Genomic DNA, 23,621 nt, shown 5'->3' on the forward strand with positions numbered 1-23,621 from the left:
TTTGATCGCGCCGGCTGGTTGTTCGCGTAGGCATGCATAGATCAACGGCTCCCTGTTTCCGAGAGACCTGCCATGGAACATCCCAAATACAAGATCGCCCTCATCGTCGGCGCCGGCGAAGGACTGAGCGCGTCCCTGGCGCGCTTGCTTGCCGCCCAAGGCATTCGCGTTGCGCTGGCCGCGCGGAAGATCGAGAAGCTCGGCGCGCTCTGCAGCGAGACCGGCGCGAAAGCCTATGCCTGCAACGCCACCGAGCCTGACGAGGTCGAGCGCCTGTTCGGCCTGGTCGAGCGCGAGATCGGCACGCCCGACCTCGTCGTCTACAACGCCAGCGGCCGCACGCGCGGGCCGTTCGTCGATCTCGTCCCGGCCGACGTCGCCAATGCGATCGCGGTCAGCGCCTATGGCGGTTTCCTGGTGGCGCAGCAGGCCGCAAAACGCATGCTGCCGAACAGGCACGGCGCGATCCTGTTCACCGGCGCCTCGGCCAGCGTCAAGGGCTATGCGCAGTCCGCCTCGTTCGCGATGGGCAAGTTCGCGTTGCGCGGGCTGGCGCAGAGCCTGGCGCGCGAATTGTCGCCGCAGGGCATCCATGTCGCGCATTTCGTGATCGACGGCGGCATTCGTAGCGCGACGCGCACGGAAGCAGCCGACAAGCCGGATTCGATGCTCGACCCCGATGCGATCGCATTGAGCTATTGGAACGTGTTGCAGCAGCCCCGCAGCGCCTGGAGCTGGGAGCTGGAGCTGCGGCCCTGGGTGGAGACGTTTTGAGGCGACAACGTAGCAACACCGTCATTGCGAGCGAAGCGAAGCAATCCGGAAATGTCTCCGTGGAAGCAGACTGGATTGCTTCGCTTCGCTCGCAATGACGAAAGAGAGGAAGGCAGCATGACCACAGAAACCACCATCGATACCGGCACCAACGAGCTGCTCTGCGTCGTCCGCGACCGTGTCGCGATCATCACGCTGAACCGGCCGGAAGCGCGCAACTCGCTGTCGGACGCGCTGACGCCGGCGCTGCGCAGCATGATCCGGAGCTGCGGCGAGAACCCCGAGGTCGGCGCGCTGCTTCTGACCGGCGCGGGCGAAGCCTTCTGTGCCGGCGGCAACGTCAAGGGCATGGGCGCGCATCGCGACCCCAAGAAGCTGGAGATGTCGCTGAACGATCGCATCGCCGACCTCCAGGAACGGCAGCGGCTACTGACCGGCGCGCTGGTGTCGGTGCGCAAGCCGACCATCGCGGCGCTGCCCGGCCCGGCGGTCGGCGCCGGGCTCGCCATCGCCATGGCCTGCGACATCCGCATCGCCGCGCAATCGGCCTTCGTCGCCACCGGCTATGCCCGCATCGCGCTGTCAGGCGATTACGGCATCGCCTGGTTGCTGACGCGCCTCGTCGGCACCGCGCGGGCCCGCGAATTGATGTTCACCGGCGATCGCGTCGATGCCGCCCGCGCCGAAGCGATCGGCCTCGTCAACCGCGTGGTGCCCAATAACAAGCTGCAGACCGAGGCGTTCGCGCTGGCCAAATCGCTCGCCGAAGGTCCGCGCCTGGCGCTGCGCTACATGAAGGACAATCTCGACGAGGCCCTGCTGTTCGACTTCGAGACCGCGCGCGACCACGAGGCCGAGCGGCTGGTCCGCCTGACCACGACCGCCGACCACAAGGAGGCGGTGCAGGCCTTCATCGAGAAGCGCAAGGCGGTCTTTACGGGGAAGTAGACGTTGGTCCGTAGCCCGGACCAAGCGAAAAAAATGCCCGGCGCTGGGTGACCAGGCCGGGCTTGCAGTGTGTCAGGCCGAGGCTGAGGGGCGTTCGGCCTGACGGGAAAGGGCGGCGAGGCGCCAGCTCGCGCAGGGAATGTCTTTCGGTGCGACCGCGATCTCCTTGTCGAAGCGCACCAGCTTCCAATCGTCGGGATGATTGACGAAGGCGAAGCCGGACTTGCGTGCGAGCGAGACCATGGCATCGTTCGAGCGCAGCGTGTCGCCGAACATGTGCTCGGCGCCAAGCGCGGCGGCGCGGCATTCGAGATTCTTCATCAGCGCGGTGGCGATGCCATGGCCCTGCCAGCGGTCGTCGACCGACAGGCCGAATTCGAGCGTCGCGGTTTCCGCATGCAGCGCATAGCGCGCTTCGGCGACGATGGTCTCGAAGCCGTCGACCATCATGGTCGCCACGATGGTGAAGCGGTCGCGCTCGCCCACCTCGAGGAAATCGTGCAGCAGGCCCTTCGGCAGTTCGCTGATGGCGCCGAAGAAGCGGTTGTAGCGGGAGCGGGTCGAGAGCGAGCGGAAATAGTGCTGCAGCTCGTCGGCGTCGCGCGGCTCGACGAAACGGACGTTGAGCGCCGTGCCGTCGCGGGTCCGCAGCTCGTCCGAATATTGCTTCAGGTCTTCGAGGCGAAGGGTGCTCATGACACTGCCGTGCGGAAAGGGACCGCCGGCGCCCCTGAAATCAGGCGGCGCCGGCCTGGCGGCCAATCAGGCCCGCCAGAAGGGTTTGTCGGCCTCGAAGGCGATATCGGACCAGGACAGTCCGACGTCGTGCAGATCGCGCGCGGTCCATTGGGTGAGCTCGCGCCGGGTCCGGTAGCGCTCATGCCAGACGTGAAGCGTCTCGCCGATCTGCTCGATCAGCCCTGGCACATGATGATTTGTCATCGAGTTGTGGGTCAAAGTAGACATTTTCAGCTCCTGGAGCTAACCTGGCCGCTAATATCTGCTTCCTAGTGCACTGCGACAAACGACAATTTGTACCTTTTCGCATGAAATAACGTCATGTATCCTGTTGCCAAATGACTGCCAGATTGCCGTCCCTGAACGGATTGCGGGCGTTCGAGGCCGCTGCGCGCCACCTCAGCTTCACGCTGGCGGCCAGCGAGCTGAACGTGACGCAGACCGCGATCAGCCATCAGATCCGAAGGCTCGAGGAGGAGCTCGGCATCCGCCTGTTCATCCGGCAGAATCGCGCGCTGGCGCTGACGCCGGAGGCGCGCGACTACCTCCCGGGCGTCCGCGCCGCCTTCAACGATCTGCGCCTTGCGACCGACCGGCTGTTGCGCAAGGACGACGACAAGGTGCTGACGGTCTCGACGCTGGCCTCGCTCGCCGCGAAATGGCTGCTGCCGCGGCTGGCGGATTTCCAGGAGCAACATCCCGGCATCGACGTCCGCATCACCACCTCGACAAGCCTGGTCGACTTCCAGCGCGACAACGTCGATGCTGCGATCCGCTACGGCCGCGGCCAATGGCCGGGCCTGCGCGCCGACTGGCTGATGGCGGATGAGCTGTTTCCGGTGTGCAGTCCTTCGCTGCTGCGCGGCGACAAGCCGCTGCGCTGGCCGGAAGATCTGCGCAACCACGCTCTGCTGCACACCTCGAACGCCAACAGCGACGACTGGCGGCTATGGCTCACCGCGGCCGGCCTGCCGGCCGACATCGCCCGGCATCCCGGCATCACCTTCGACATGATCTTCATGACCATCCAGGCCGCGATCGACGGCATCGGCGTCGCGATGGGGCGGACCTCCTACGTCCAGGACGACATCGCCAAGGGCCGGCTCGTGGTTCCCTTCAAGATCGCGCTGCCCGCGGACGCCGGCTTCTACCTAGTCGCACCGGAAGGCCATCGGGAGCCGCCGAAGCTGGCTGCGTTCCGGCAATGGGTGGTCGCAGCGGCACAGAACAAGGCGTGAAGATCGCCAACTTCCTCCGCAAAAGCGCTGCCGCTGTCGCCCCCCTTTACCCTTCCCCTCCAGGCAGGGCTATCGCATGTGAGAGTGATGTCGCGTGCGGCCATCCTTCGAGACGCCCGCCGTTGGCGGGCCCTCAGGATGAGGACCGAGTGCGTTTCGCTGGTTTCGACGGGCTCCGATGCCGCTTAGCCTCATCCTGAGGAGACCGCGAAGCGGTCGTCTCGAAGGATGAGGCGCGACTACAGCTCCACCACCACGTAGTCGCTCTCGATCTTTACCGGAATCGTCTCGGCGACATACGGTCCCTTCACCACGCTGGCGCCGGGCTCGACATGGGCCGGATAGGCCTTCACGCGGAAACGGCGGGGATCGCAATAGGACTGGCCGGTGCGGATGTCGAACTCCCAGCCGTGCCAGGGGCAGCGGATGATCTCCCCGAGCTTGGTGTATTCGATCTCGCCGGGATCCTTTGATTGCGCGAGCCCGATCAGCGGCCCCTGGCACAGCGCCGCGCCCTGATGCGGGCAGCGGTTCATCAGGCCGAAATATTCGCCCTTGATGTTGAAGACCGCGATCGGCCGTCCATCAATCTCCAGAAATTTTCGCGTGCCCGGCGGAAGCTCGTCGACCGGCGCGATGACGTGTCTTGCCATCAGGAAACGCCGTACAATTTCTTCGCGTTGCCGAGATAGAACGCCTCGCGATTGGCTTCGCTGACGCCGGCCGGCAAGACGCGCGAGGGCTCGTCATAGTCCCAATGCGGATAGTCGGTGGCGAACAGGAGACGGTCCCAGCCGATCCAGTTGATCACGTCGAACAGATCCTCGCGCCGCTCCGGATCCTCCATCGGCTGCGTCGTCCACCATACCTGCTCGCGGATATATTCCGACGGCGGCCGCTTCACATGCGGCACCTCGCTGCGCAGCCGCTGCCAGGCCTTGTCGAGCCGCCAGCAGAGCGACGGCGCCCAGCCGAAGCCGGCCTCGATCATCACCATCTTCAGTTTCGGGAAGCGCTCGAACACTCCCTCCAAGACCAGACTCGCCAGCGCCGATTGCTGGCACTGCGAATGCCCGACCATCTCTTCGATGTAGTAGGACGGCCAGCCCGACGGCGTGATCGGGTTGCCGCCGAAGCCGAAGGCATGAACGCCGACCGGGAGCCCCGCTTCCTCCGCGGCCTGATAGATCGGCCAATAGCGGCGCTGGCCGAGCGGCTCGACGTTGCGGCTGAGCAGCAGCACCTGCACGAAATTCTTGTCGCCGGCGCGCTCACGGATTTCGGCGGCGGCCGACAACCCGTCCTCATTGCCGACCACGATCGAGGCCTTCAACCGCTTGTCCTTGCTGGTCCATTTGTCGATCTGCCAGTCGTTGATCGCCGAGCACAAAGCGGCCGAGAGCTCGTGATTGCGGATGCCCTGCCCGGTGTTGAGCGGATTGAGCACGCCCAGCTGCACGTTGTTGGGATCGAGCAGCTGCTTCTGCATGAAGGACAGCGAGGAACCCTGCGGTCCGCCCTCTGGCGGATACGCATCGCGGCGCGAGGCATTGGGCTGGGCCTTCGGATAGGGCGGGCCTTCCATCATGCCCTGATAGGCATGGACGCCGTAGACTTCGAGATGATGCTGCCAGCGTTTGGCAAGGTAGGGATAGAGCTCGGTGCGGGTGGCGCGCGCCGGGTGAATGTCGCAGTCCGCGATTGCGGTTTTGACGGTCAGCGGGGAAGCGGCTTCTTGGTTCTCGCGGAACTGGATATTCATCGCCTTGCCTCCTTTGGCAGCGGGCTCATGTCAGGCGGGGATAGGTCGCATGCGGATTGTCGATCATGATCTTGCGCACGAGATCGGGGGACAGACCTTCGGGCAGCGCGTCCTGGCCGTCGAACTGCCAGTGCGGATAGTCCGTGGAGAATAGGACCAATTCGTCGGACTGCATATGATCAAACAGGCGATTTAATGTCGCCTCGTTCGGCGGCGCATCAAATGGCTGTAACGAGAAGCGGATGTTGCTGCGCACAATGTCCAGCGGCGCGCGATCCACCCACGGCGTCTCCATCCGCACCCCGCGCCAGAATTTGTGCAGCCGCCAGAGATAAGGCGAGATCCAGGAGACGCCCGACTCCAGCAGCACCATTTTCAGGCGCGGATATTTGGCGAACACGCCCTCGACGATCAGGCTGGTCAGCTGGGTCTGGAACGCCTGGGCCTGGCCGACATAGTCCTCGATATGGTAGGAGCCCCACCCCACGGCGGTCGGCGGATTGTGATAGGCGGAACCGGCGTGAATGCCGACCGGCAGATTCAGCCGTTCCGCGGCTTCATAGATCGGCCAGAGCGCGCGCTTGCCGAGCGGGGTGTCGCCCATGACCAGCACCAGCACCTGAACGAAGCGCGTGTCCTGCGCGCAGCGCTCGATCTCGGCGACGGCCTTCTCGACGCTTTGGGTCGGGATCACGATCGAGCCGCGCAGCCGCGCGTCGCGGTCGAGCCATTCCTTTGCCAGCCAGTCGTTCAGCGCGCGGCAGAAGGCGGCCTGCATGTCTTCCGAAAAGACCATCTGCACGCCGTAGAGCGGGTTGCAGATGGCGTATTCGAACTTGAAGGCATCGAGCACGTGGCGCTGCATGTCCGCCAGGCTCTCGCCGGGCTTGCCGCGCTCCGGGCGCCAGTCGGGCCGCGCCGTGATCGGCGAATTCTGCGGATAGGATTGCGAGACAAGGTCGATCATGCCGCGAGTCGTCACCTGATCGCGCCAATAATCGTTCAGGTACGGCAGCAGGCTGGTCAGATGCGGCACGGCCGGATGCACATCGCAATCCACGCCGCCGGCGATCAGGGACGCCATCACGTCTCCTTCACGTTTCCTCGTATGTCTAGTCTTGTCCCCGCCATTGAAGCAGGCCTGCCCGCCGCCCGCAACTCGGCCAAGCGTCCTGTCATATGCTAGGAAGGCTGAGCTCGGTTGCGAAGGAATGAGGGGTTGCGAAATGAAAGAGCTCGTCGGCATTGCGGAACAGGTCGCCGCCAAACTGATCGCGCGCAAGCAGACCATCGCCGTTGCCGAATCCTCCGCCGGCGGCCTGATCGCGGCCAGCCTGCTCGCGGTGCCCGGCGCATCCGCCTATTTCCTCGGCGGTGCGGTGGTCTACACCCGCGATGCCAGGCGCGTGCTGATGGATATTTCGGACGAAGGAATGAAGGGCTTTCGCTCCTCGTCGGAGCGCTATGCGCAACTCTTGGCCGAGCGGATGCGAACGCGCTTCGACAGCGACTGGGGGCTGTCCGAGACCGGCGCAGCCGGCCCCACCGGCAACCGCTATGGCGATGCCGCCGGCCACAGCTGCATGGCGGTTGCGGGACCCACATCAGACGTGATGACGCTGGAGACGGCCAGCAACGACCGGCTCGGCAACATGCAGCTGTTCGCGGCGACGGCGCTGCAATTGTTGCTGAGGAAGCTGGAGGGGTGATCCGTCATCCTGAGGTGCGAAACACGTGGCGCAGCGCGCCAGGTGGCGAGCCTCGAAGGATGGACGGCCGAGATGCTGCCGGGCCGTCGCCCTTCGAGGGCCGCTGAAGAAGCGGCCACCTCAGGGTGACGATGAGAGATTTGTGCCCGCGGCCCACTTCAATCTCACCTTCCCAAATGCCGCATGAAGATCCGCACCACATAGCCCTGAAATCGCGGTGCTTCGTCGTAGAGATCCGACGCGATCCGCTCGATGGTCTCGCGCAGCGACAGGAACTGCGCCTGCCGCGCGCTGCTTTCGGTTCCCTGCATGCCCGCGAGCTCGTCCATCGCGGCGTCGCTGATCTGACACTGCACGACCTCGTCGTCGTTCAGCATGGTGAAGCGAAACGCCAGCCTTTCGCGGTCGTGACCGATAATCCTGTCGCGCGTCAGCGGCATCCAATTGTCCCGTTCGCCCCCGAACGGGACAATGCTGAAAAACTGACGCCTTGTCACTATGCGCGCATGAACATTGCGGCCATCCGAAACACCCTGACAGCGTGTCTCGATGAAGCGCTGCTCTCCGGCTTCAATAGACGAGCGCCGTGCCGGTCGGCCTGTCGAGCGCCGCGGCCAGTGATCGATACTCCTCGCAATTCGTGCCGCAAATGGATGCGATGCGCTCGAGATGATAGAGCGCCTGCTCGCGATTGCCGCGCTCGAGCTGCCACAGGCCGTAATATTGCCACGTCAGCACGTGGTTCGGGTCCGCCTTCAATGCGCGCTCATACCAGAGCTGCGACTGCTCGTAGTCACCGAGCTTGCGATAGGAGTAGCCGATAAGGTTGGCCACGTTCGGATGGTCGTCATGGCCGAGCGACCTCAGTTGCGCGATCGCGGCCGCATAGTCGTTGCGCTCGTAGATGGTATCATAGGCCGTGCGATAACCGGCCGCAAATGCGGGATCGCCGATGCCGGACTGGTTGTTCGGCTTCTTGCCTTTCTGGCTCGCCTTGGCACCCGGTCGCTTCGGATAGGCCGGCTGCGGCTTCTGATCCGAATAGGCCCCGGCGTACGGATCGGTGGAACTGACACCGCCCCCTCCTCCTCCACCACCGCCTCCGCCCGCGGCCAATGCCGGCGAACTCAACACGGCGGCCGCGAATGCACTCAATACGGCGCGTCTGATCATCGCTGCGATCATGTCTGCCTCTATTGTTTCAAGCGGCCCCGGACGAATTGATAACCCTGCCTCGGCGGCATTATTCCGGGACGCTGCGCTTGCGGAGGCACCAGCGTTCGTACGGCAGCTCCGGTGACCTTTATTGGAAGGCCACCTCGGCGAAGCTGCGAAGCTTTCGCGAATGCAGCCGCTCCGATTCCTGCTGCTTGAGACGCTCCAGTGCCTTGAGGCCGATCTCGAGATGCTGGCCGACGCGGCGGCGGTAGAATTCGCTGGCCATGCCCGCGAGCTTGATCTCGCCGTGCAGCGGCTTGTCGGAGACGCACAACAGGGTGCCGTAGGGCACGCGGAAGCGGTAGCCGTTGGCGGCGATCGCCGCCGATTCCATGTCGAGCGCAACCGCACGCGACTGCGACAGGCGGCGGATCACCTCAGGCCCGGAAATCTCCCAATTGCGGTTGTCGACGCTCGCTACCGTTCCCGTGCGCATCAGACGCTTGAGCTCGAAGCCTTCCAGTCCCGTGACATCCTCGACCGCTTCCTCGAGCGCAACCTGCATCTCGGCGAGCGCCGGTATCGGCACCCACAGCGGCAATTCGCGATCGAGCACGTGGTCCTCGCGGACATAGCCGTGCGCGAGCACGTAGTCGCCGAGCCGCTGCGTGTTGCGCAGGCCCGCGCAATGACCGAGCATCAGCCAGGCATGCGGCCTCAGCACGGCGACGTGATCGGTGACGTTGCGCGCATTGGAGGGACCGGTGCCGATATTGATCAACGTGATGCCGCGATAGCCGGGCGCGACCAGATGGAAGGCCGGCATCTGCGGCACGCGCATCGGCGCGGCGCCGCTGGTGGCGCCGCCGCTGCGCGTGATGACATTCCCCGGCGCGACAAAGGCGTCGAGGCCGGCCTCACCCGACTGCAGCCGCTGCTGACAGAGCTGCGCGAAGGCGTCGACATAGAACTGGTAGTTGGTGAAGATCACGAAGTTCTGGAAATATTCGGGATCGGTGCCGGTATAGTGATAGAGCCGGCGCAGCGAGTAATCGACGCGGGCGGCGCGGAACAGCGACAACGGCTCGGGCGCACCCGGCCGCAGCTCGAAGGTGCCGTCGGCGATGGCGTCGTCCATGGTGGCGAGATCAGGCACGTCGAAGGCATCGCGCAGCGATCGCGTCACCTGCGAGTTCTCGCTGGTGGTGATGGCAGCCTCGATATTGATGTCACGGCGGTAGGCGAAGTGAATCGGAATCGGCTCATTGGACTCGCCGATCTCGACGGGCACGCCGTGATTCTGGAGCAGCAAGCCGATCTGCTCGGTGAGATAGCTCCGGAACAGATCCGGCCGCGTCACGCTGGTCTCGTGCACGCCAGGTCCGGCGACGAAACCGTAGGCAAGCCGCGAATCCAGCCGCGCATGCGTCGCGGTCGTGATACGCACGAAGGGATAATGGGCCCGCACCCGCGTCGTGATCGCTTCGCCATTGACATAAGCCTCGAACCGATCGCGCAGGAACTTGGTGTTGCGCTCGTAGATCTCTTCGAGGCGGGCAACGGCCGCGGACGCATCGGAGAAGGATTCGGTGGTGATGGGGGGTGGGGACTGCATGGGTCGACCGCCGCTTTGCTTGAAACAAGCGCATTATAGCAGGATCGCAGCGAAATCGTCATTGCGAGCGCAGCGAAGCAATCCAGAAAACTCGCCGCAGAGACGCTCTGGATTGCTTCGCTGCTCGCAATGACGGGGAAAGATGACGCGCTTATCGCGCGTCACTTCTCGCGGAACGCGCGCATCAGCTGGTCGTGCAGCGGCTTCATCAGGTAGGACAGCATGGTGCGGTCGCCGGTCTGGACGAAGGCTTCCACGGGCATGCCGGGAATCAGCTTGACATCGCCGAGACGGGCGACCTCTTCGGCCGGCATCGAGACGCGGATGGTGTAGTAGCTCTGGCCGGTGCGCTGGTCGGTGGTGACGTCGGGCGAGACGCGGCTGACGAGGCCGTTGAGCTCGGGCGTGGTGCGCTGGTTGAACGCGGAGAGGCGCAGCAGCGTCTTCTGGCCGATCTGGAGCTTGTCGATGTCGACCGGATTGACCTTGGCCTCGACCTGGAGATCGTCCGCCTGCGGCACGATCAGCATCAAGGTGTCGCCGGCGGTGACGACGCCACCGACCGTGTGCACCGTCGACTGCAGCACCATGCCGTCCTGCGGCGCGCGGATGTCGACCCGGCGAAGCTGGTCTTCGGCCGCGACCTTGCGCTCGATCAGCTCCCCAATCTTGTCATTGGTCTCGCGCAGATCCTTGGAGACCTCGCTGACCACGTCCTTGTCGACCTGGATGATCTGCAGCTCGGTCTCGGTGATCTTGCCCTTGGCCTGGGCGCGCGAGGCGATGTACTGCGCGCGCTCGCCATTGAGGCGGGCCGAGTCGCGCTCGAGCTGGGTCAGGCGAGAGATCTGCACCAGGCGCTTGTCGTAGAGCTCGCGCACGCCGGTGAGCTCATTCTGCACCAGCGCGATCTCCTGATCCTTGGCCTTCTCCTGGGCGCTGAGACCCGCGATTTCCTCGTTGAGCTGCGTGATGCGCTCGCGCAGCTGCGCCTTCTGTCCGGTGCGGCCGTTGACGCGGACGTCGAACAGCTTGGTTTCGGCGGAGAGCAGCAGCTTGACGTCGGGATCGCTGGCGCGCTCGAGCAGCGATTGCGGAAATTCTATTCTGTCGACACCGCGCTGCTCGGCCTGCAATCGCGCCGCACGCGCCTGCGCGGCGTCGAGATTCTTGGTGACGATGGCAAGGTTGGCCCTGGTGACGGTGTCGTCGAGCCGCACCACGATGTCGCCGGACTTGACCAGGTCGCCGTCACGGGCGCGGACCTCGCCGACCACGCCGCCGGTCGGATGCTGCACCTTCTTGACGTTGGATTCGACCACGATCTGACCCGGCGCGATCAGCGCGCCCGAGATCAGCACGGTCGAGGCCCAGCCGCCGAGACCGACCGCCAGCACCAGCACGATGCCGAGGCCGAGCAGCAGGTGAAACCTGATGGACTCGCGCACGGTCTTCTTCGCGGCAGACTTCGGGCCGCCGATGGCCATCGTGCTCATGGCTTGGCTACTCCGCCTTCGCTGACGATCTTGATCGGTGCCGGCGGCGTCGCACGCGGCTGCAGCACCTGGGCGAGCACCTGTTCCTTCGGACCGAACGCCTGCATGCGGCCGTCGCGCAGCACCAGGATCTGGTCGACCGCCTCGACGCCGATCGGACGGTGCGCCACCACGATGACGATGGCGCCGCGCTCGCGCGCCGAGCGGACGGCACGCGTCAGCGCCTCATCGCCTTCGGTGTCGAGATTGGAGTTGGGCTCGTCGAGCACGATCAGGAAGGGGTCACCGTAGAGCGCGCGCGCCAGCGCCACGCGCTGCGCCTGGCCTGCCGACAGCGCCGCGCCCTGCTCACCGACTTGCGTATTGTAGCCCTCGCGCATCTTGATGATCATCTCGTGCACGCCGGCTTGCTTCGCCGCCGCGATGATGCTCTCGGACGTGGCCGCGGGATCGAACCGGCTGATGTTCTGCGCGATCGTGCCGCCGAACAATTCGACGTCCTGCGGCAGATAGCCGATGTGCCGGCCGAGCATGTCGGACGACCATTGATCGAGCGCCGCGCCGTCGAGCCGCACCTTGCCGCGCACCGGCTGCCAGACCCCGACCAGCGCGCGGATCAGCGAGGACTTGCCGGAGCCGCTCGGGCCGATCACGCCGAGGCCGTTGCCCGCGGCGAGCGCGAAGGTGATGTCCTGCACGATGAGGCGCTGGTCGCCGGGCGGCACCATGGCGATGCCTTCGACCGAGAGCCGGCTCGAGGGCGCCTGCAACTGGGTCGGAATGGCCTGCGCCGGGATCTGCTCCAGCAGACGCGTGAGGCGCTGCCAGCTCTGGCGTGCGGCGACGAAGGACTTCCAATGCGCGATGGCGAGATCGACGGGCGTCAGCGCGCGGGCGGACAGGATCGAACCGGCGATGATGATGCCTGCGGTCGCCTCCTGGTGGATGACGAGATAGGCGCCGACCGCGAGCACGGCCGATTGCAGCATCATGCGCAGCACCTTCGCGACCGCTCCTAGGCCGCCGGCGACGTCGCTCGCGCGCTGATTGCCGGCGAGATATCGTTCGTTGGCCTCGCTCCAGCGCTGGTTCATCCGGCCGGCCATGCCCATCGACACCATGACTTCGGCGTTGCGGCGGCTGGCCTGGGCGAGATCGTTGCGCTGGGCGGCAAGGCCCATCGCCTCTTTCGCCGGCTGGCGGGACATGAACTCGGTGACCAGCGTCAGCCCGACCAGGATGATGGCGCCGACCAAGGCGGTGACGCCGATCATGACGTGGAAGGCGAAACAGATGGCGAGGTACAGCGGCAGCCAGGGCAGGTCGAAGAACGCACTCGGGCCCATGCCGCCGAGGAAGGAGCGGACATTGTCGAGATCGCGCAGCGGCTGGAGACCTTCGTTGCGGTTGCCGACCAGGAGCGGCAGCCGCACGATGGTGTCGAACACGCGCTTGTTGAGGGCCTCATCGAGCGCGGTGCCGATCCGTCCCAGGATCCGGTTGCGGATCATGTCGAGCACGCCCTGCGCCATGTAGAGGAAGCTGGCGAGGATGATCAGGCCGACCAGGGTCGGGACGCTGCGGCTCGGCAGCACCCGGTCGTAGACCTCCAGCATGAAGATCGACCCGGTCAGATAGAGCAGGTTGATCATGCAGCTCATCAAGCCGACGCCGACAAACGCCGTGCGACACGCGCGCAAGGCGTCACCGAGCTCTGAACGGCGGACGCCGGGACCGGCTGCCATCAGTCTGATCTCTTTCAGGTGGGGGCCAAAGCCCCTGATTTCACGGGCAATTCAGGGTACTCGCCCCGGATTAACATCATGTTGGCGCTGCGTCCAACGCGGGCCGGGATCATCCAGAACCCTGTGGGCCACATCTACTCGGGATGCCCCCATACGCAAGTCCGGTATTTCACAGTCTTTGCGGCTTTTTGGTGCTGAGACGCCGCCCCTTCCCCAACTCTGGCGCGGCGGCAAGTTCCGACCGTGCGAACCGGGACGGCCGATAGAGCGTTTTCGAGCGAGATGGACACCGGTTCGCGTGGAGAAAACGCGTCAAAACAAGAACTAGAGCCGGCCGCCGCCCCGCACCAGGCGTACCACCAGCAACAGGATGACCGCGCCGATGGCGGAATAGACGATCTCGGAGACAAGGCCCGTGCCAAGGCGGATGCCGAGCTTCGGAAACAGGAGGCTCGCCACCAGCGCACCGCAGATGCCGATCACGATGTCGCCGATGATGCCGAACCCGGCACCCCGCACGACCTTGCCCGCGAGCCAGCCGGCGACGAGGCCGACGAACAGGATGACGAGCAGGCCTTCGTTGGAAATGTACATCTGTGAGGTCCCTTTCCGTGAACGGAGCATGGAACCGGAACCGGCATGAATGGGGTGTGAATGAGTACTGGCGAGCCTCGCCTTGCCGCGCGCTTGGTCCAACGCATCCGAAACTATGACGGCGCGGTGACGGGCTCCGCGAGCACACATCTGGCCGCCCGGCCCGGGCCGACCTCCACGTTGGCAGGCAATTGCTCCAGGCAGCGCGGCTCGGCGAATTTGCAGCGCGGGGCGAAGGAGCAGTTGTGGGGCTTTTCGGCCAGTGAGGGCGGCGTGCCCGGGATAGTCTCGAGGCGCTGCCCCCGCTTGGCTCCGTGGATGGTGGAGGCAAGCAGGCCCTTGGCATAGGGGTGCACCGGCGAGCGGACGATGTCGCGCAAGCTGCCCTGCTCGACGATCTGGCCGGCATACATCACCGCGACGCGGTCGCAGATCTCGATGGCGACGCCGATGTCGTGAGTGACGAAGATCACGGACATGCCGAACTCGCGCTGCAGCTCGCGCAGCAGTAGCAGGATCTGGATCTGCACGGTGGCATCGAGCGCCGTGGTCGGCTCGTCCGCGAGCAGGATCTTGGGCCGGCAGGCCAGCGCCAGCGCGATCATCGCGCGCTGACGCATGCCGCCGGACATCTCGTGCGGATAGGCATCCAGCCGCCGCTTGGCGGAAGGGATGCGCACGACCTCGAGCATCTCCAGCGCCCGCGCGCGCCCTTCCGCAAAGCTCCTGCCTTCGTGGCGCACCACGCTTTCGGCGATCTGCGCGCCGATGGTGTAGACCGGGTCGAGCGCAAGCGCCGGCTCCTGGAAGATCATCGAGACGGTCTGGCCGCGGAAGGACGAGAGCTGCTCGTCGTTCATGGCGAGCACGTCCTGCCCCATGACGTTGACCGTCCCTGTGATCTGCGTGCGCTTCTTCGGCAATAGCCGCATCAAGGCACGCAGCGTCACGCTCTTGCCCGAACCGGATTCGCCGAGCAGGCCCAGCACCTCGCTATTGCCCAGCGTCAGGCTGAGGTCGTTCACGGCATAGACCGTGCGTTCGCCGGTGAAGCGGATGTTGAGGCCTGAGATCTCGACGAGCTTGGTCATGACGGCAGTTTCGGCACTCGGTCGTGATAGTCGGTGGCGCGCTGGAACGCGGCGCCGATGGTGAGCAGGGTGGCTTCGTCGAAGGAGCGGCCGATCAACTGCATGCCGACCGGCAGGCCGCTTCGGGTGAAGCCGGAGGGCACCGTGAGCGACGGCAAGCCGAGATAGTTCACTGGGCGGGTGAACAGCGTCAGCCGCTGCACCATGGCCGGCGCATTCGGGCCGCCGCCGACATCGCTCTCCTCGATGGTCGGCGCCGGCACCGGCGAGGCCGGCGCGATCACCGCATTGACGCCTGCCGTCGCGGCATTGTGGGCCGCGAGCGCCGGCCCGCGCCAGCGCATCGCCTCCAGATAGGTGATGGCGGGAACGGCGAGGCCGTTCTGCAGCCGCATCAGCACCTGCGCGCCATAATCCTGCGGACGCTCGATCAACCAGCGCTTGTGGAAAGCGGCAGCTTCCGCGGCGAGCACGAGCTGGCTCGCCGAGGACAATTGCCGCTGATCCGGCAGCTCGACCTTGACGATGTCGGCGCCCTCGCGCTTGAGCACCGCGATGGTCTCGTCCAGCACACGCGCGACCTCGCTGTCGAGATCATCGACATAGAAGGATGCGGGCACGCCGATCTTGAGGCCCTTCAGCGAGCCTTTCGTCGCGGCGACATAGTCCGACAGCGGTTCGTGGCTGCAGGTGGAATCGGCGGGATCCGGGCCGGCCATCAGCGCCAGCAGCAGCGCGCAATCCTCGGCGGTGCGGGCGAGCGGGCCGACGGTGTCGAGCGATTGCGACAGCGGCATTGCGCCGGCGCGGCTGACGCGGCCGACCGTGGTCTTGAGACCCGTGACGCCGCAGAAATGCGCGGGCATGCGGATCGAGCCGCCGGTGTCGGAGCCGAGCGCCGCATAGGTCAGGCGCGCGGCGACCGCCGAACCGGAGCCCGACGACGAGCCGCCGGTGATATGGGCGACGTTCCAGGGATTGCGCACCGGGCCGTAATGGGCGTTGTGGCCGGTCGGGCCATAGGCGAACTCTGCAAGGTGCAGCGTGCCGAGCCGGACCTGGCCAGCGTCCTTCAGCCGCTGCAGCGCCGTGGACGTCACGGTCGGCACGAAGTCGCGGCGGATCAGCGAGCCGCAGGTCGCGACATGGCCCGCGTCGTAATACATGTCCTTGTGCGCGAGCGGCACGCCGTGCAGGGGACCGCGGACATTGCCTTTGGCGAGCTCGGAATCGGCGGCTTCCGCAGCCTTCAAAGCCGCCTCGGACTCAATCGACATGAACGCGTTGAGGTGCGGCTGCCATTGCGCAATGCGGTGCAGCAGCGCACGCGTCACCTCATGCGAGGACAGCTGCTTCGTCGCGATCGCGCGCGCGACCTCGGTCAGCGTCATCAATGCGGGCTCACGGCTCATTTCGCCACCTTCTGCGTCTGCGCAAGCACATAGCCGGCCGGCTCGAGGTCGAACGGCAGCGTGCCGGCGATGGCGGCAAAGCCTTCGAAGGCGGGTCCAATGGAATTGGAGATGCGGGTTGCGATCTCGTCGTCCACGGGCACGCCGGCAACTTGCGCGATCGGCTTGATCTCTTTCGGTGTCGGTCTTCTCATGTGGTCTTCTCCCTGGGCGCACTGCTATGGCCAGACCCCGGTATCGCCATGTAGCACGCAGCCTCGTGGCCCATCTTATCCAGCGCAGTGAGCTTTGGGGTCGCATTTGCGCAGAGCGGCTCCGCAAACGGACAACGGGTGTGGAAGCGGCAGCCGGACGGCGGATCGATCGGATTGGGCGGATCGCCCGTGATCGGCGGCTTTTCGGTGCGGCGATCGGGATCGGAGGACGGCATCGCAGCCAGCAATGCGCGGGTGTAGGGATGCGCAGGACTGTCCCAGACCTGGTCGACCGGACCGAGCTCGACGACCTCGCCGAGATACATCACCAGCACGCGGTCCGAGATGTAGCGCACGACATTGAGGTCATGGCTGATGAAGAGATAGGTCAGGCCGAACTCGCGCTTGAGATCGGCCAGCAGGTTCAGCACCTGCGCCTCGACGGATTTGTCGAGCGCGGAGACGGCCTCGTCCAGGATCACCAGCCGCGGCGACAACGCCAGCGCCCGCGCGATGTTGACGCGCTGACGCTGGCCGCCGGAGATCTCGTGCGGGTAGCGGCTCGCGAAGTTTTCCGGGCGCAGGCCGACCTTGCCGAGCAGCTCGCGCGCCAGCGCGCGGGCCGCGCCGTCGGCCATGCCGTGAACCTTGGGACCGAAGGCGATCGACTCTTCGATGGTCAGACGCGGATTGAGCGAGGCGTAGGAATCCTGGAACACCATCTGCATGCCGCGGCGCAGCTCGCGCAGGCTCAGCGACTGCCCGACGGTCATGCCGTCATAGATGATGTCGCCGCTATCGCGCGGCATCAGATGCATCAAGAGGCGTGCGGTTGTGGACTTGCCGCAGCCGGACTCGCCGACGATGCCGACCGTCTCGCCCTTCGCGACAGTGAACGTGACGTTGTCGACGGCGCGCACGGTGCGCTTGGCGGCAAACAGGCCGCCGCGCACCGGAAAGTGCTTCGTGAGACCATTGACCTGGAGCAACGGCTGCGCGACGCCTCCAACGTCCTCGACCGGCTCCAGCATTTCAACCGATGTAGTGCTCTCACTCATGGGCACGCTCTCCCACCTCTCCCCATCGGGGAGAGGTCGGCGCGCAGCGCCGGGTGAGGGGGCGCGGCAAACTCGATGGAGCGGAAGCCCTCACCCGAATTGCATCTGTCGATGCAATCCGACCTCTCCCTCCGGGAGAGGTGTGGCACCACAGGCGCCCCGACAGTCTGCTTCCGCATCATCATCTCTAATTCCTGATGTCCATGGCGCTGCGCAGGCCGTCCGAGAGCAGATTGAAGCAGATCGAGACCGCGAAGATCATCGCGCCCGGGAGCGCTGCGACCCAGGGATTGACGTAGATCGCGGTACGCAGGGTGTTCAGCATCAGGCCCCATTCCGGCTCCGGCGGCTTGGTGCCGAGACCGAGGAAGGAGAGACCGGCGGCGAGGATCATCGAGACCGAGATCAGGCTGGTGGCATAGACGAAGATCGCGCCGAGCACGTTGCCGAGGATGTGCACGCGCATGATGGTGAAGGGCCCCGCGCCCGAAGCACGCGCAGCCTCGACGAAGTCCATGTTGCGCACGCCCGTGGTGACGCTCTCCGCGACGCGGGTGATCTGCGGCACGAACACGACCGTGAGCGACACGATGGAATTGAGGATGCCGGCCCCGAGCGCACCGGAGATCGCGATCGCCAGCAGCACGGACGGGAAGGCGTAGAACACGTCGACCGTGCGCATGATCGCGGTGTTGAGCTTGCCGCCGACATAGCCGGCGACAAGGCCGAGCGAGGTGCCGATGCAGAAGGCAAAGATCACAGGCAGGATGCCGATGACGAGCGACAGCCGCCCGCCATAGACGAGGCGCGCCAGCATGTCGCGGCCGAGCTCGTCGGTGCCGAGCGGATAGCCGGCGGTGCCGATGTGACGGAGGCGGCGGATCATCGAGCCCTTGTAGGGGTCCTCAAGTCCCAGCCACGGCGCGAGTATCGCGGAGAGGAAGATCAGGATCAGCACGAGCGCGCAGGCCATGCTGACCTTGTCGCGCGTGATGCGGCGGCCGACGGTCGCCCAATAGCCGCGCGCCTTGGTCGCGGGCGCGGCCTGCAGCGCGGCATCGGCGGTTGCGGACAACGGAAGCTCGCTCATCGGCCGGCTCCCGGTTGGCATTGACGCGATCGGTGCAAGCCCCGCGCTCGGTGCACCTCTCCCGCTTGCGGGAGAGGTCGGTGCTCGGAGCGATGCGGAGCATCGTCCCGTGCACCGGGTGAGGGTTTTCTCCTCTGGGGGGTTCTCGCGAGCGGACACACCCTCTCCCCACCCCTCCCCCGCAAGCGGGGGAGGGAGCGCACCGAATTCGCGGCTATGGCTGGGCTCGATCTCATCCCGCTAGCCCCGCTTGATGCGCGGGTCGATCGCGGCTTGGGCGATGTCGACCAGCAGATTGAGGAAGACGAAGAACAGCGCCAGGATCAGGATCGTGCCTTGCAGCAGCGGCAGGTCGCGCTGGAAGATGGCCGAGTTGAGCAGGAAGCCCGAGCCCGGCCAGGAGAACACGGTCTCGATCAGGATCGAGCCGCCCAGCATGTATCCGAGCTGAAGGCCCATCACGGCGAGCGCGGTCGGCGCGGCGTTCTTGATGACGTGGCGAAACACGCCGCGCTCATGCAGGCCCTTTGCGCGCAAGGCCTCGACGAAGTCCTGACTGAGGATATCGCCAGTGAGCGCACGCACGGTGCGGGTGACGATGCCCATGGGAATCACCGAGGTCGTGATCGCCGGCAGCACGAGATATTTCAGGTGGGCCCAGTCCCAGGCCCAGGAGTTGGAGCCGTTGGGGCCCGCGCCGACCGCGGGCAGCCAGTTCAGCTGCACCGAGAAGATGATGACCATCACCATGCCGAGCCAGTAATGCGGCACGGACACGCCGGCGATGGCGAAAGAGGTCGCGACCTTGTCGATCCAGGTCTCGCGGAAGTAGCCAGCGATCAGGCCGAGCAGAATGCCCATGGTAAAGCCGATGATGGCGGCGGCGATCGCGAGCGTGACGGTGTTGCCGACGGCGCGCATCACCTCGGCAAGCACGGGGCGCCCCGTCGCGATGGAATTGCCGAGGTCGCCATGAAGGGCGCGGAGCAACCAAAGCCCGAACTGCACCGGCAGCGGGCGATCGAAGCCGTAGGCGGCACGGAGCTGCGCCGCGAGCTCCTGCGACGCATCGGCCGGCAGCACGGCAACGAGCGGATCGCCCGGCGTGATGTGCACGAGCAGAAAGCACACCAGCGCTACGCTGATGACGATCGGGACGACGTAGACAATGCGTCTGGCGGTATAGGCGAGCACAGGTCTTCTTTCTTCCTTCTCCCCTTGCGGGAGAAGGTGGCGCGCGATCAGCGCGCCGGATGAGGGGTTCTATCCGCGGTAACAGTCATTTCAAGCGAGCGAGCATCCCTCCGCGGAGAGAGACCCCTCACCCGGCTTCGCTAACGCGAAGCCACCCTCTCCCACAAGGGGAGAGGGTGCAGCGAGTACGCGGCGCGAACTACTGCGCGATCGACACCGGCGAGAAGTCGATGAACCAGCTCTTCGGCTGCACGACGCCGGTCACCTTCGGACTCATCGCGCGCGGGCCGACGTCGTGCGCGACATAGAGGAAGGCGGCATCATCGACGGAGGCTGCATGCAGCTCGGCGAGCGCGGCGTCACGCGCGGCGGGATCGAAGGTCTGCCGCGCCTTCTTCACCAGCTCGTCGAACTTGGGGTTGTTGATGAAGCCCCAATTGTTCGAGACCGGCGGCGCCATGCCCGACTGCAGGAAGCGCACCAGCGCAAAGAACGGGTCCATCGCCGCATAGGTGACGTTGGTCGCGTTGGAGCCGTTGGCGCTGGGATCCTTGGCGCCGCGGCGCCAATTGGTGAACAGCGTGTTCCATTCGATGACATCGAGCTTCACGTCGAAATAGCATTCGGCGAGCGCCTGCTGCAGATATTCGTTCATCGCCAGCGGCTGCATCTGACCAGAGCCGGAGGCCGAGGTCTGCGTCTTCACCACCAGCTTCTTGTTCGGACCAAAGCCCGCTTCCTGCATGAGCTTCTGGGCGGCGGCCTTGTCGTACTTGATTTGGAAGGTGGGATTGCCGCGCCAGGGATGGCCGGGCTCGAAGGTGCCGGTCGCGGGCACCATCAGGCCGGCGAGCAGGCCGTCCCTGAGGCCCTCGCGATCGACGCAGAGATTGGCGGCCTTGCGCACGCGGATGTCGTTCCAGGGCGAGCCCTCGATGCGCGAGAACTGCCACGGCCAGACATGCGGCTGTTCGTTGGCATAGAGCTTGAAGCCGCGCTGCTTGAGCTCGGGCAGTGCGTCCGGCGCCGGCGCCTCGACCCAATCGACCTGGCCCGAGAGCAGCGCCGCGGTGCGCGCGTTGGCTTCCGGCATCGGCAGCAGCACCATCTTGTCGATCTTGGGCACGCGCGCCTTGTCCCAATAGTTGGCGTTCTTGACCAGCTCGAGCCGCTCGCGCGGGGTGAAGCTCGCCATCTTCCACGGCCCGGTGCCCGCGGCGTCCTTGGCGAACGCGGTCCAGGCGGCTTGCGACTTCGCCTTGGCGTCGACGCCTTCAGCCTTGTCGTAGAAGTGCTGCCACTTCGCCGGGCTCGCCATGAACAGATTGGTAAGGTTGATCGGCAGGAAGCTGTCGGGCTCCTTGGTGGTGAGCTCGACCGTCATGTCATCGATCTTCCGCGCCGAGGCCAGCGTCGGCATGCGCGAGGCGGTGACGCCGACCTGGCTGGCATCGAACTGCGGTGCATCCTGCTTCAGCACCTTCTCGACATTCCACACCACGGCATCCGCGTTGAACGGCGAGCCGTCATGAAAGGTGACGCCGGGGCGCAGCTTGAAGACCCATTTGGTCTTGTCGGCATCGTCGACCTTCCACTCGGTGGCGAGGCCGGGGATCACCGTGCTCGCCTTGTCGGCGGAGGAGAGATCCCAGCCGGTCAACGCGTCGTACATGGTGAGGCCGGTGAAGCGGTTGCCTTCAAAACCCTGATCAGGCTGGCCCAATGTGCGCGGAATATCGGCAGCGGTCATGCCGATGCGCAGCACCGTTTCCGCAGCTGCCACGCGCGGCCATGCGGCCGCACTGCCAAGCGCCAAAAGCGCGATCAGCGCCGCCCGTGTCTTCTTGTTCTTGATAAGCATCGCCTCAATCCCTTTCCGGCTTACGATGATTAATTTTGATGCAATCGTATGCAATGGCTATGCCAAGGAGAAACTTTTTCTGCAAATTGCCCCTGCGGCGACAAGTCCTTGTGATCGCGACGAGGTAAAGCGGCAGCTCTGCCTATTCTGGCATCAAGATTGCAAGTTTGGTCCCGAAATCCCCTGGGAGCTTTGGACCATGCGTATTCGTCTATCGATTTGTCTCGCCGTGCTTGCACTGGCGTCGTCCGCAATCTCGGCGCGTGCCGAAACCGTGGTGCGCTACGGCATCTCGATGGCGGACATCCCGCTGACCACGGGGCAACCCGATCGCGGCGCCGGCGCCTATCAGTTCACGGCCTACACGATCTACGATCCCCTCGTGGCCTGGGAGATGGACGTCGCCGATCGGCCCGGCAAGCTGGTGCCGGGCCTCGCCACCGAGTGGAAGGTGGATGACGCCGACAAGACCAAGTGGCGCTTCACGCTTCGCAAGGGTGTCAAGTTTCACGACGGCAGCGAATTCAACGCCGATGCCGTGATCTGGAATTTGGACAAGGTGCTCAACGACAAGGCGCCGCAGTTCGACAAGCGGCAGAGCGCGCAGGTGAAGACCCGCCTGCCCTCCGTCGCGAGCTACGCCAAGATCGACGACTTCACGGTGGAGATCACCACCAAGACAATCGACTCCTTCTTTCCCTATCAGATGCTGTGGTTCCTGGTGTCGAGCCCCGCGCAATACGACAAGCTCGGCAAGGATTGGGACAAGTTCGCCAGCCAGCCCTCCGGCACCGGCCCGTTCAAGCTGACAAAGCTGGTGCCGCGCGAGCTCGCCGAGCTCACGAAGAATCCGGACTATTGGAACAAGAAGCGCATTCCCAGGGCCGACAAGGTCGTGCTGGTGCCGATGCCGGAGGCGCTGACACGCACCAACGCGTTGCTCGCGGGCCAAGTCGATCTGATCGAGACGCCGGCACCGGATGCGGTGCCGCAGCTGAAAGCGGCCGGCATGAAGCTCGTCGACAACGTCACGCCGCATGTCTGGAACTACCATCTCAGCGTGCTGCCCGGCTCGCCCTGGACCGACATCCGCCTGCGCAAGGCGCTGAACCTTGCGATCGATCGCGACGCCGTGGTCGGCTTGATGAACGGCCTCGCCAAACCCGCCAAGGGCCAGGTCGATCCGTCGAGCCCGTGGTTCGGCAAGCCGAGCTTCGAGCTGAAATATGATCTCGCCGCCGCCAAGAAGCTGGTCGAGGAGGCCGGCTACTCCAAGGCCAAGCCGCTGAAGGCCACCTTCATCATCGCGCAGGGCGGCACCGGCCAGATGCTGTCGCTGCCGATGAATGAATTCCTGCAGCAGAGCTTGAAGGAGATCGGCATCGACATCGACTTCAAGGTCGTCGAGCTCGAGACGCTCTATACGCATTGGCGCAAGGGCGCGGCGGACGAGATGAATGCCGGCATCACCGCCAACAACATCGCCTACGTCACCTCCGACCCGCTCTACGCCATCGTCCGCTTCTTCCATTCCGGCCAGATCGCGCCGGTGGGCGTCAACTGGGGTGGCTACAAGAACCCGAAGGTCGACGCGCTGATCGACGAGGCCAAGCAAACGTTCGACAGTGCCAAGCAGGACGAGCTGCTGGCGCAGGCCCATGCGCTGATCGTCGACGATGCCACGCTGGTCTGGGTCGTCCACGACACCAACCCCCACGCGCTGTCGCCGAAGATCAAGCAGTTCGTGCAGGCCCAGCACTGGTTCCAGGATCTGACGACGATCGGGATGGAGTGAGGCGGCGGCAGGCGCCGCCGTCGTCCATAACCACAGGTGTGGCGAAGGCTCGGAGTAACCAGCTCGCCACACAACTCCTCCCTGGTGATCGGTCCCGGCCGGCGCGCGCTTCAGGCGCGCTTATCCGGGACGATAGCGAGTGCGTGGCT

At 65.2% G+C, this 23,621-nt stretch carries 23 protein-coding genes; 5 read left to right on the forward strand and 18 right to left on the reverse strand.

The features are described 5' to 3' along the window. Positions 1–72 precede the first annotated feature (72 nt). Together P6U31_RS33115 and P6U31_RS33120 are read left to right on the forward strand one after the other, a co-directional pair. Complete coding sequence (locus P6U31_RS33115; RefSeq protein WP_407185804.1) at positions 73–774, forward strand: SDR family NAD(P)-dependent oxidoreductase; 702 nt, start codon at positions 73–75, stop codon at positions 772–774. A 117-nt stretch (positions 775–891) separates the two neighbouring features. Beyond that, complete coding sequence (locus tag P6U31_RS33120; RefSeq protein WP_407185805.1) at positions 892–1,722, forward strand: enoyl-CoA hydratase; 831 nt, start codon at positions 892–894, stop codon at positions 1,720–1,722. A 72-nt stretch (positions 1,723–1,794) separates the two neighbouring features. On the opposite strand, the gene P6U31_RS33125 is transcribed toward P6U31_RS33120, so the two are convergent. Both P6U31_RS33125 and P6U31_RS33130 read right to left on the reverse strand, forming a co-directional pair. Next, positions 1,795–2,418 carry a GNAT family N-acetyltransferase gene (locus P6U31_RS33125; RefSeq protein ID WP_407185806.1) on the reverse strand — a complete coding sequence of 208 codons (624 nt, stop codon included), beginning with the start codon at positions 2,416–2,418 and terminating at the stop codon, positions 1,795–1,797. 66 nt (positions 2,419–2,484) lie between these two features. After that, positions 2,485–2,688, reverse strand: a complete 204-nt coding sequence (locus P6U31_RS33130) for a DUF1127 domain-containing protein (RefSeq protein ID WP_407185807.1) — start codon at positions 2,686–2,688, stop codon at positions 2,485–2,487. Between the two features lie 110 nt (positions 2,689–2,798). Here P6U31_RS33130 and P6U31_RS33135 point away from each other — a divergent pair, with 110 nt between their 5' ends. Next, positions 2,799–3,698: a transcriptional regulator GcvA gene (locus tag P6U31_RS33135; protein ID WP_407185808.1), complete on the forward strand. Its 900-nt coding sequence runs from the start codon at positions 2,799–2,801 to the stop codon at positions 3,696–3,698. 239 nt (positions 3,699–3,937) lie between these two features. On the opposite strand, the gene P6U31_RS33140 is transcribed toward P6U31_RS33135, so the two are convergent. From P6U31_RS33140 to P6U31_RS33150, 3 genes are read right to left on the reverse strand one after another with little or no spacing between them, the layout of a single operon-like run. Next, positions 3,938–4,351 carry a Rieske (2Fe-2S) protein gene (locus P6U31_RS33140; protein WP_407185809.1) on the reverse strand — a complete coding sequence of 138 codons (414 nt, stop codon included), beginning with the start codon at positions 4,349–4,351 and terminating at the stop codon, positions 3,938–3,940. After that, entirely contained in the window at positions 4,351–5,460 is a 1,110-nt protein-coding gene (locus P6U31_RS33145; RefSeq protein ID WP_407185810.1) for an amidohydrolase family protein, read from the reverse strand. Before P6U31_RS33145 ends, P6U31_RS33140 begins: the two co-directional genes overlap by 1 nt. 25 nt (positions 5,461–5,485) lie before the next feature. After that, the gene (locus P6U31_RS33150) at positions 5,486–6,544 is read right to left on the reverse strand and encodes an amidohydrolase family protein (RefSeq protein ID WP_407185811.1); all 1,059 of its coding nucleotides are present in this window, start codon (positions 6,542–6,544) and stop codon (positions 5,486–5,488) included. Positions 6,545–6,686: 142 nt separating this feature from the next. On the opposite strand from P6U31_RS33150, the gene P6U31_RS33155 reads away from it, so the two are divergent. Then, the gene (locus P6U31_RS33155; RefSeq protein WP_407185812.1) at positions 6,687–7,169 is read left to right on the forward strand and encodes a CinA family protein; all 483 of its coding nucleotides are present in this window, start codon (positions 6,687–6,689) and stop codon (positions 7,167–7,169) included. 164 nt (positions 7,170–7,333) lie between these two features. Here the strand turns inward: P6U31_RS33155 and P6U31_RS33160 are convergent, their stop codons facing one another. The 13 genes from P6U31_RS33160 to P6U31_RS33220 form a co-directional block, all read right to left on the reverse strand. Further along, positions 7,334–7,609, reverse strand: a complete 276-nt coding sequence (locus P6U31_RS33160) for a DUF1488 family protein (RefSeq protein WP_407185813.1) — start codon at positions 7,607–7,609, stop codon at positions 7,334–7,336. Positions 7,610–7,739: 130 nt separating this feature from the next. Beyond that, positions 7,740–8,354 carry a tetratricopeptide repeat protein gene (locus P6U31_RS33165; RefSeq protein WP_407185814.1) on the reverse strand — a complete coding sequence of 205 codons (615 nt, stop codon included), beginning with the start codon at positions 8,352–8,354 and terminating at the stop codon, positions 7,740–7,742. Positions 8,355–8,472: 118 nt separating this feature from the next. Further along, positions 8,473–9,942, reverse strand: a complete 1,470-nt coding sequence (locus P6U31_RS33170; protein ID WP_407185815.1) for an AMP nucleosidase — start codon at positions 9,940–9,942, stop codon at positions 8,473–8,475. Positions 9,943–10,103: 161 nt separating this feature from the next. Beyond that, positions 10,104–11,438 carry an HlyD family type I secretion periplasmic adaptor subunit gene (locus P6U31_RS33175; protein ID WP_407185816.1) on the reverse strand — a complete coding sequence of 445 codons (1,335 nt, stop codon included), beginning with the start codon at positions 11,436–11,438 and terminating at the stop codon, positions 10,104–10,106. Beyond that, complete coding sequence (locus tag P6U31_RS33180; protein ID WP_407185817.1) at positions 11,435–13,183, reverse strand: type I secretion system permease/ATPase; 1,749 nt, start codon at positions 13,181–13,183, stop codon at positions 11,435–11,437. The genes P6U31_RS33175 and P6U31_RS33180 overlap by 4 nt, the downstream gene beginning before the upstream one ends. Positions 13,184–13,507: 324 nt before the next feature. Then, on the reverse strand, positions 13,508–13,777 hold the full coding sequence (locus P6U31_RS33185; protein WP_407185818.1) for a GlsB/YeaQ/YmgE family stress response membrane protein: 270 nt from the start codon (positions 13,775–13,777) through the stop codon (positions 13,508–13,510). 113 nt (positions 13,778–13,890) lie between these two features. Beyond that, positions 13,891–14,868, reverse strand: coding sequence for an ABC transporter ATP-binding protein (locus tag P6U31_RS33190; protein WP_407185819.1), 978 nt, complete (start codon positions 14,866–14,868; stop codon positions 13,891–13,893). Beyond that, on the reverse strand, positions 14,865–16,280 hold the full coding sequence (locus P6U31_RS33195) for an amidase (RefSeq protein ID WP_407185820.1): 1,416 nt from the start codon (positions 16,278–16,280) through the stop codon (positions 14,865–14,867). The genes P6U31_RS33190 and P6U31_RS33195 overlap by 4 nt, the downstream gene beginning before the upstream one ends. Next, the gene (locus tag P6U31_RS33200) at positions 16,277–16,474 is read right to left on the reverse strand and encodes a hypothetical protein (RefSeq protein WP_407185821.1); all 198 of its coding nucleotides are present in this window, start codon (positions 16,472–16,474) and stop codon (positions 16,277–16,279) included. The genes P6U31_RS33195 and P6U31_RS33200 overlap by 4 nt, the downstream gene beginning before the upstream one ends. Continuing rightward, entirely contained in the window at positions 16,471–17,532 is a 1,062-nt protein-coding gene (locus P6U31_RS33205) for an ABC transporter ATP-binding protein (RefSeq protein WP_407185822.1), read from the reverse strand. Before P6U31_RS33205 ends, P6U31_RS33200 begins: the two co-directional genes overlap by 4 nt. A gap of 187 nt (positions 17,533–17,719) precedes the next feature. Beyond that, positions 17,720–18,622 (reverse strand): ABC transporter permease, encoded by a 903-nt coding sequence (locus tag P6U31_RS33210; protein WP_407185823.1) that lies wholly within the window; start codon positions 18,620–18,622, stop codon positions 17,720–17,722. 240 nt (positions 18,623–18,862) lie between these two features. After that, a complete protein-coding gene (locus P6U31_RS33215) occupies positions 18,863–19,816 on the reverse strand; it encodes an ABC transporter permease (RefSeq protein ID WP_128928118.1) in 954 nt (317 codons plus the stop codon). 199 nt (positions 19,817–20,015) lie between these two features. Further along, positions 20,016–21,677, reverse strand: a complete 1,662-nt coding sequence (locus tag P6U31_RS33220) for an ABC transporter substrate-binding protein (protein WP_407185824.1) — start codon at positions 21,675–21,677, stop codon at positions 20,016–20,018. A 199-nt stretch (positions 21,678–21,876) separates the two neighbouring features. Between P6U31_RS33220 and P6U31_RS33225 the strand changes: the two genes are divergently transcribed. Continuing rightward, on the forward strand, positions 21,877–23,472 hold the full coding sequence (locus tag P6U31_RS33225; protein WP_407185825.1) for an ABC transporter substrate-binding protein: 1,596 nt from the start codon (positions 21,877–21,879) through the stop codon (positions 23,470–23,472). Positions 23,473–23,621: the final 149 nt, after the last annotated feature.

The sequence above is a fragment of the Bradyrhizobium centrosematis genome (genome assembly GCF_045571495.1).
Classification (GTDB): Bacteria; Pseudomonadota; Alphaproteobacteria; order Rhizobiales; family Xanthobacteraceae; genus Bradyrhizobium; species Bradyrhizobium centrosematis.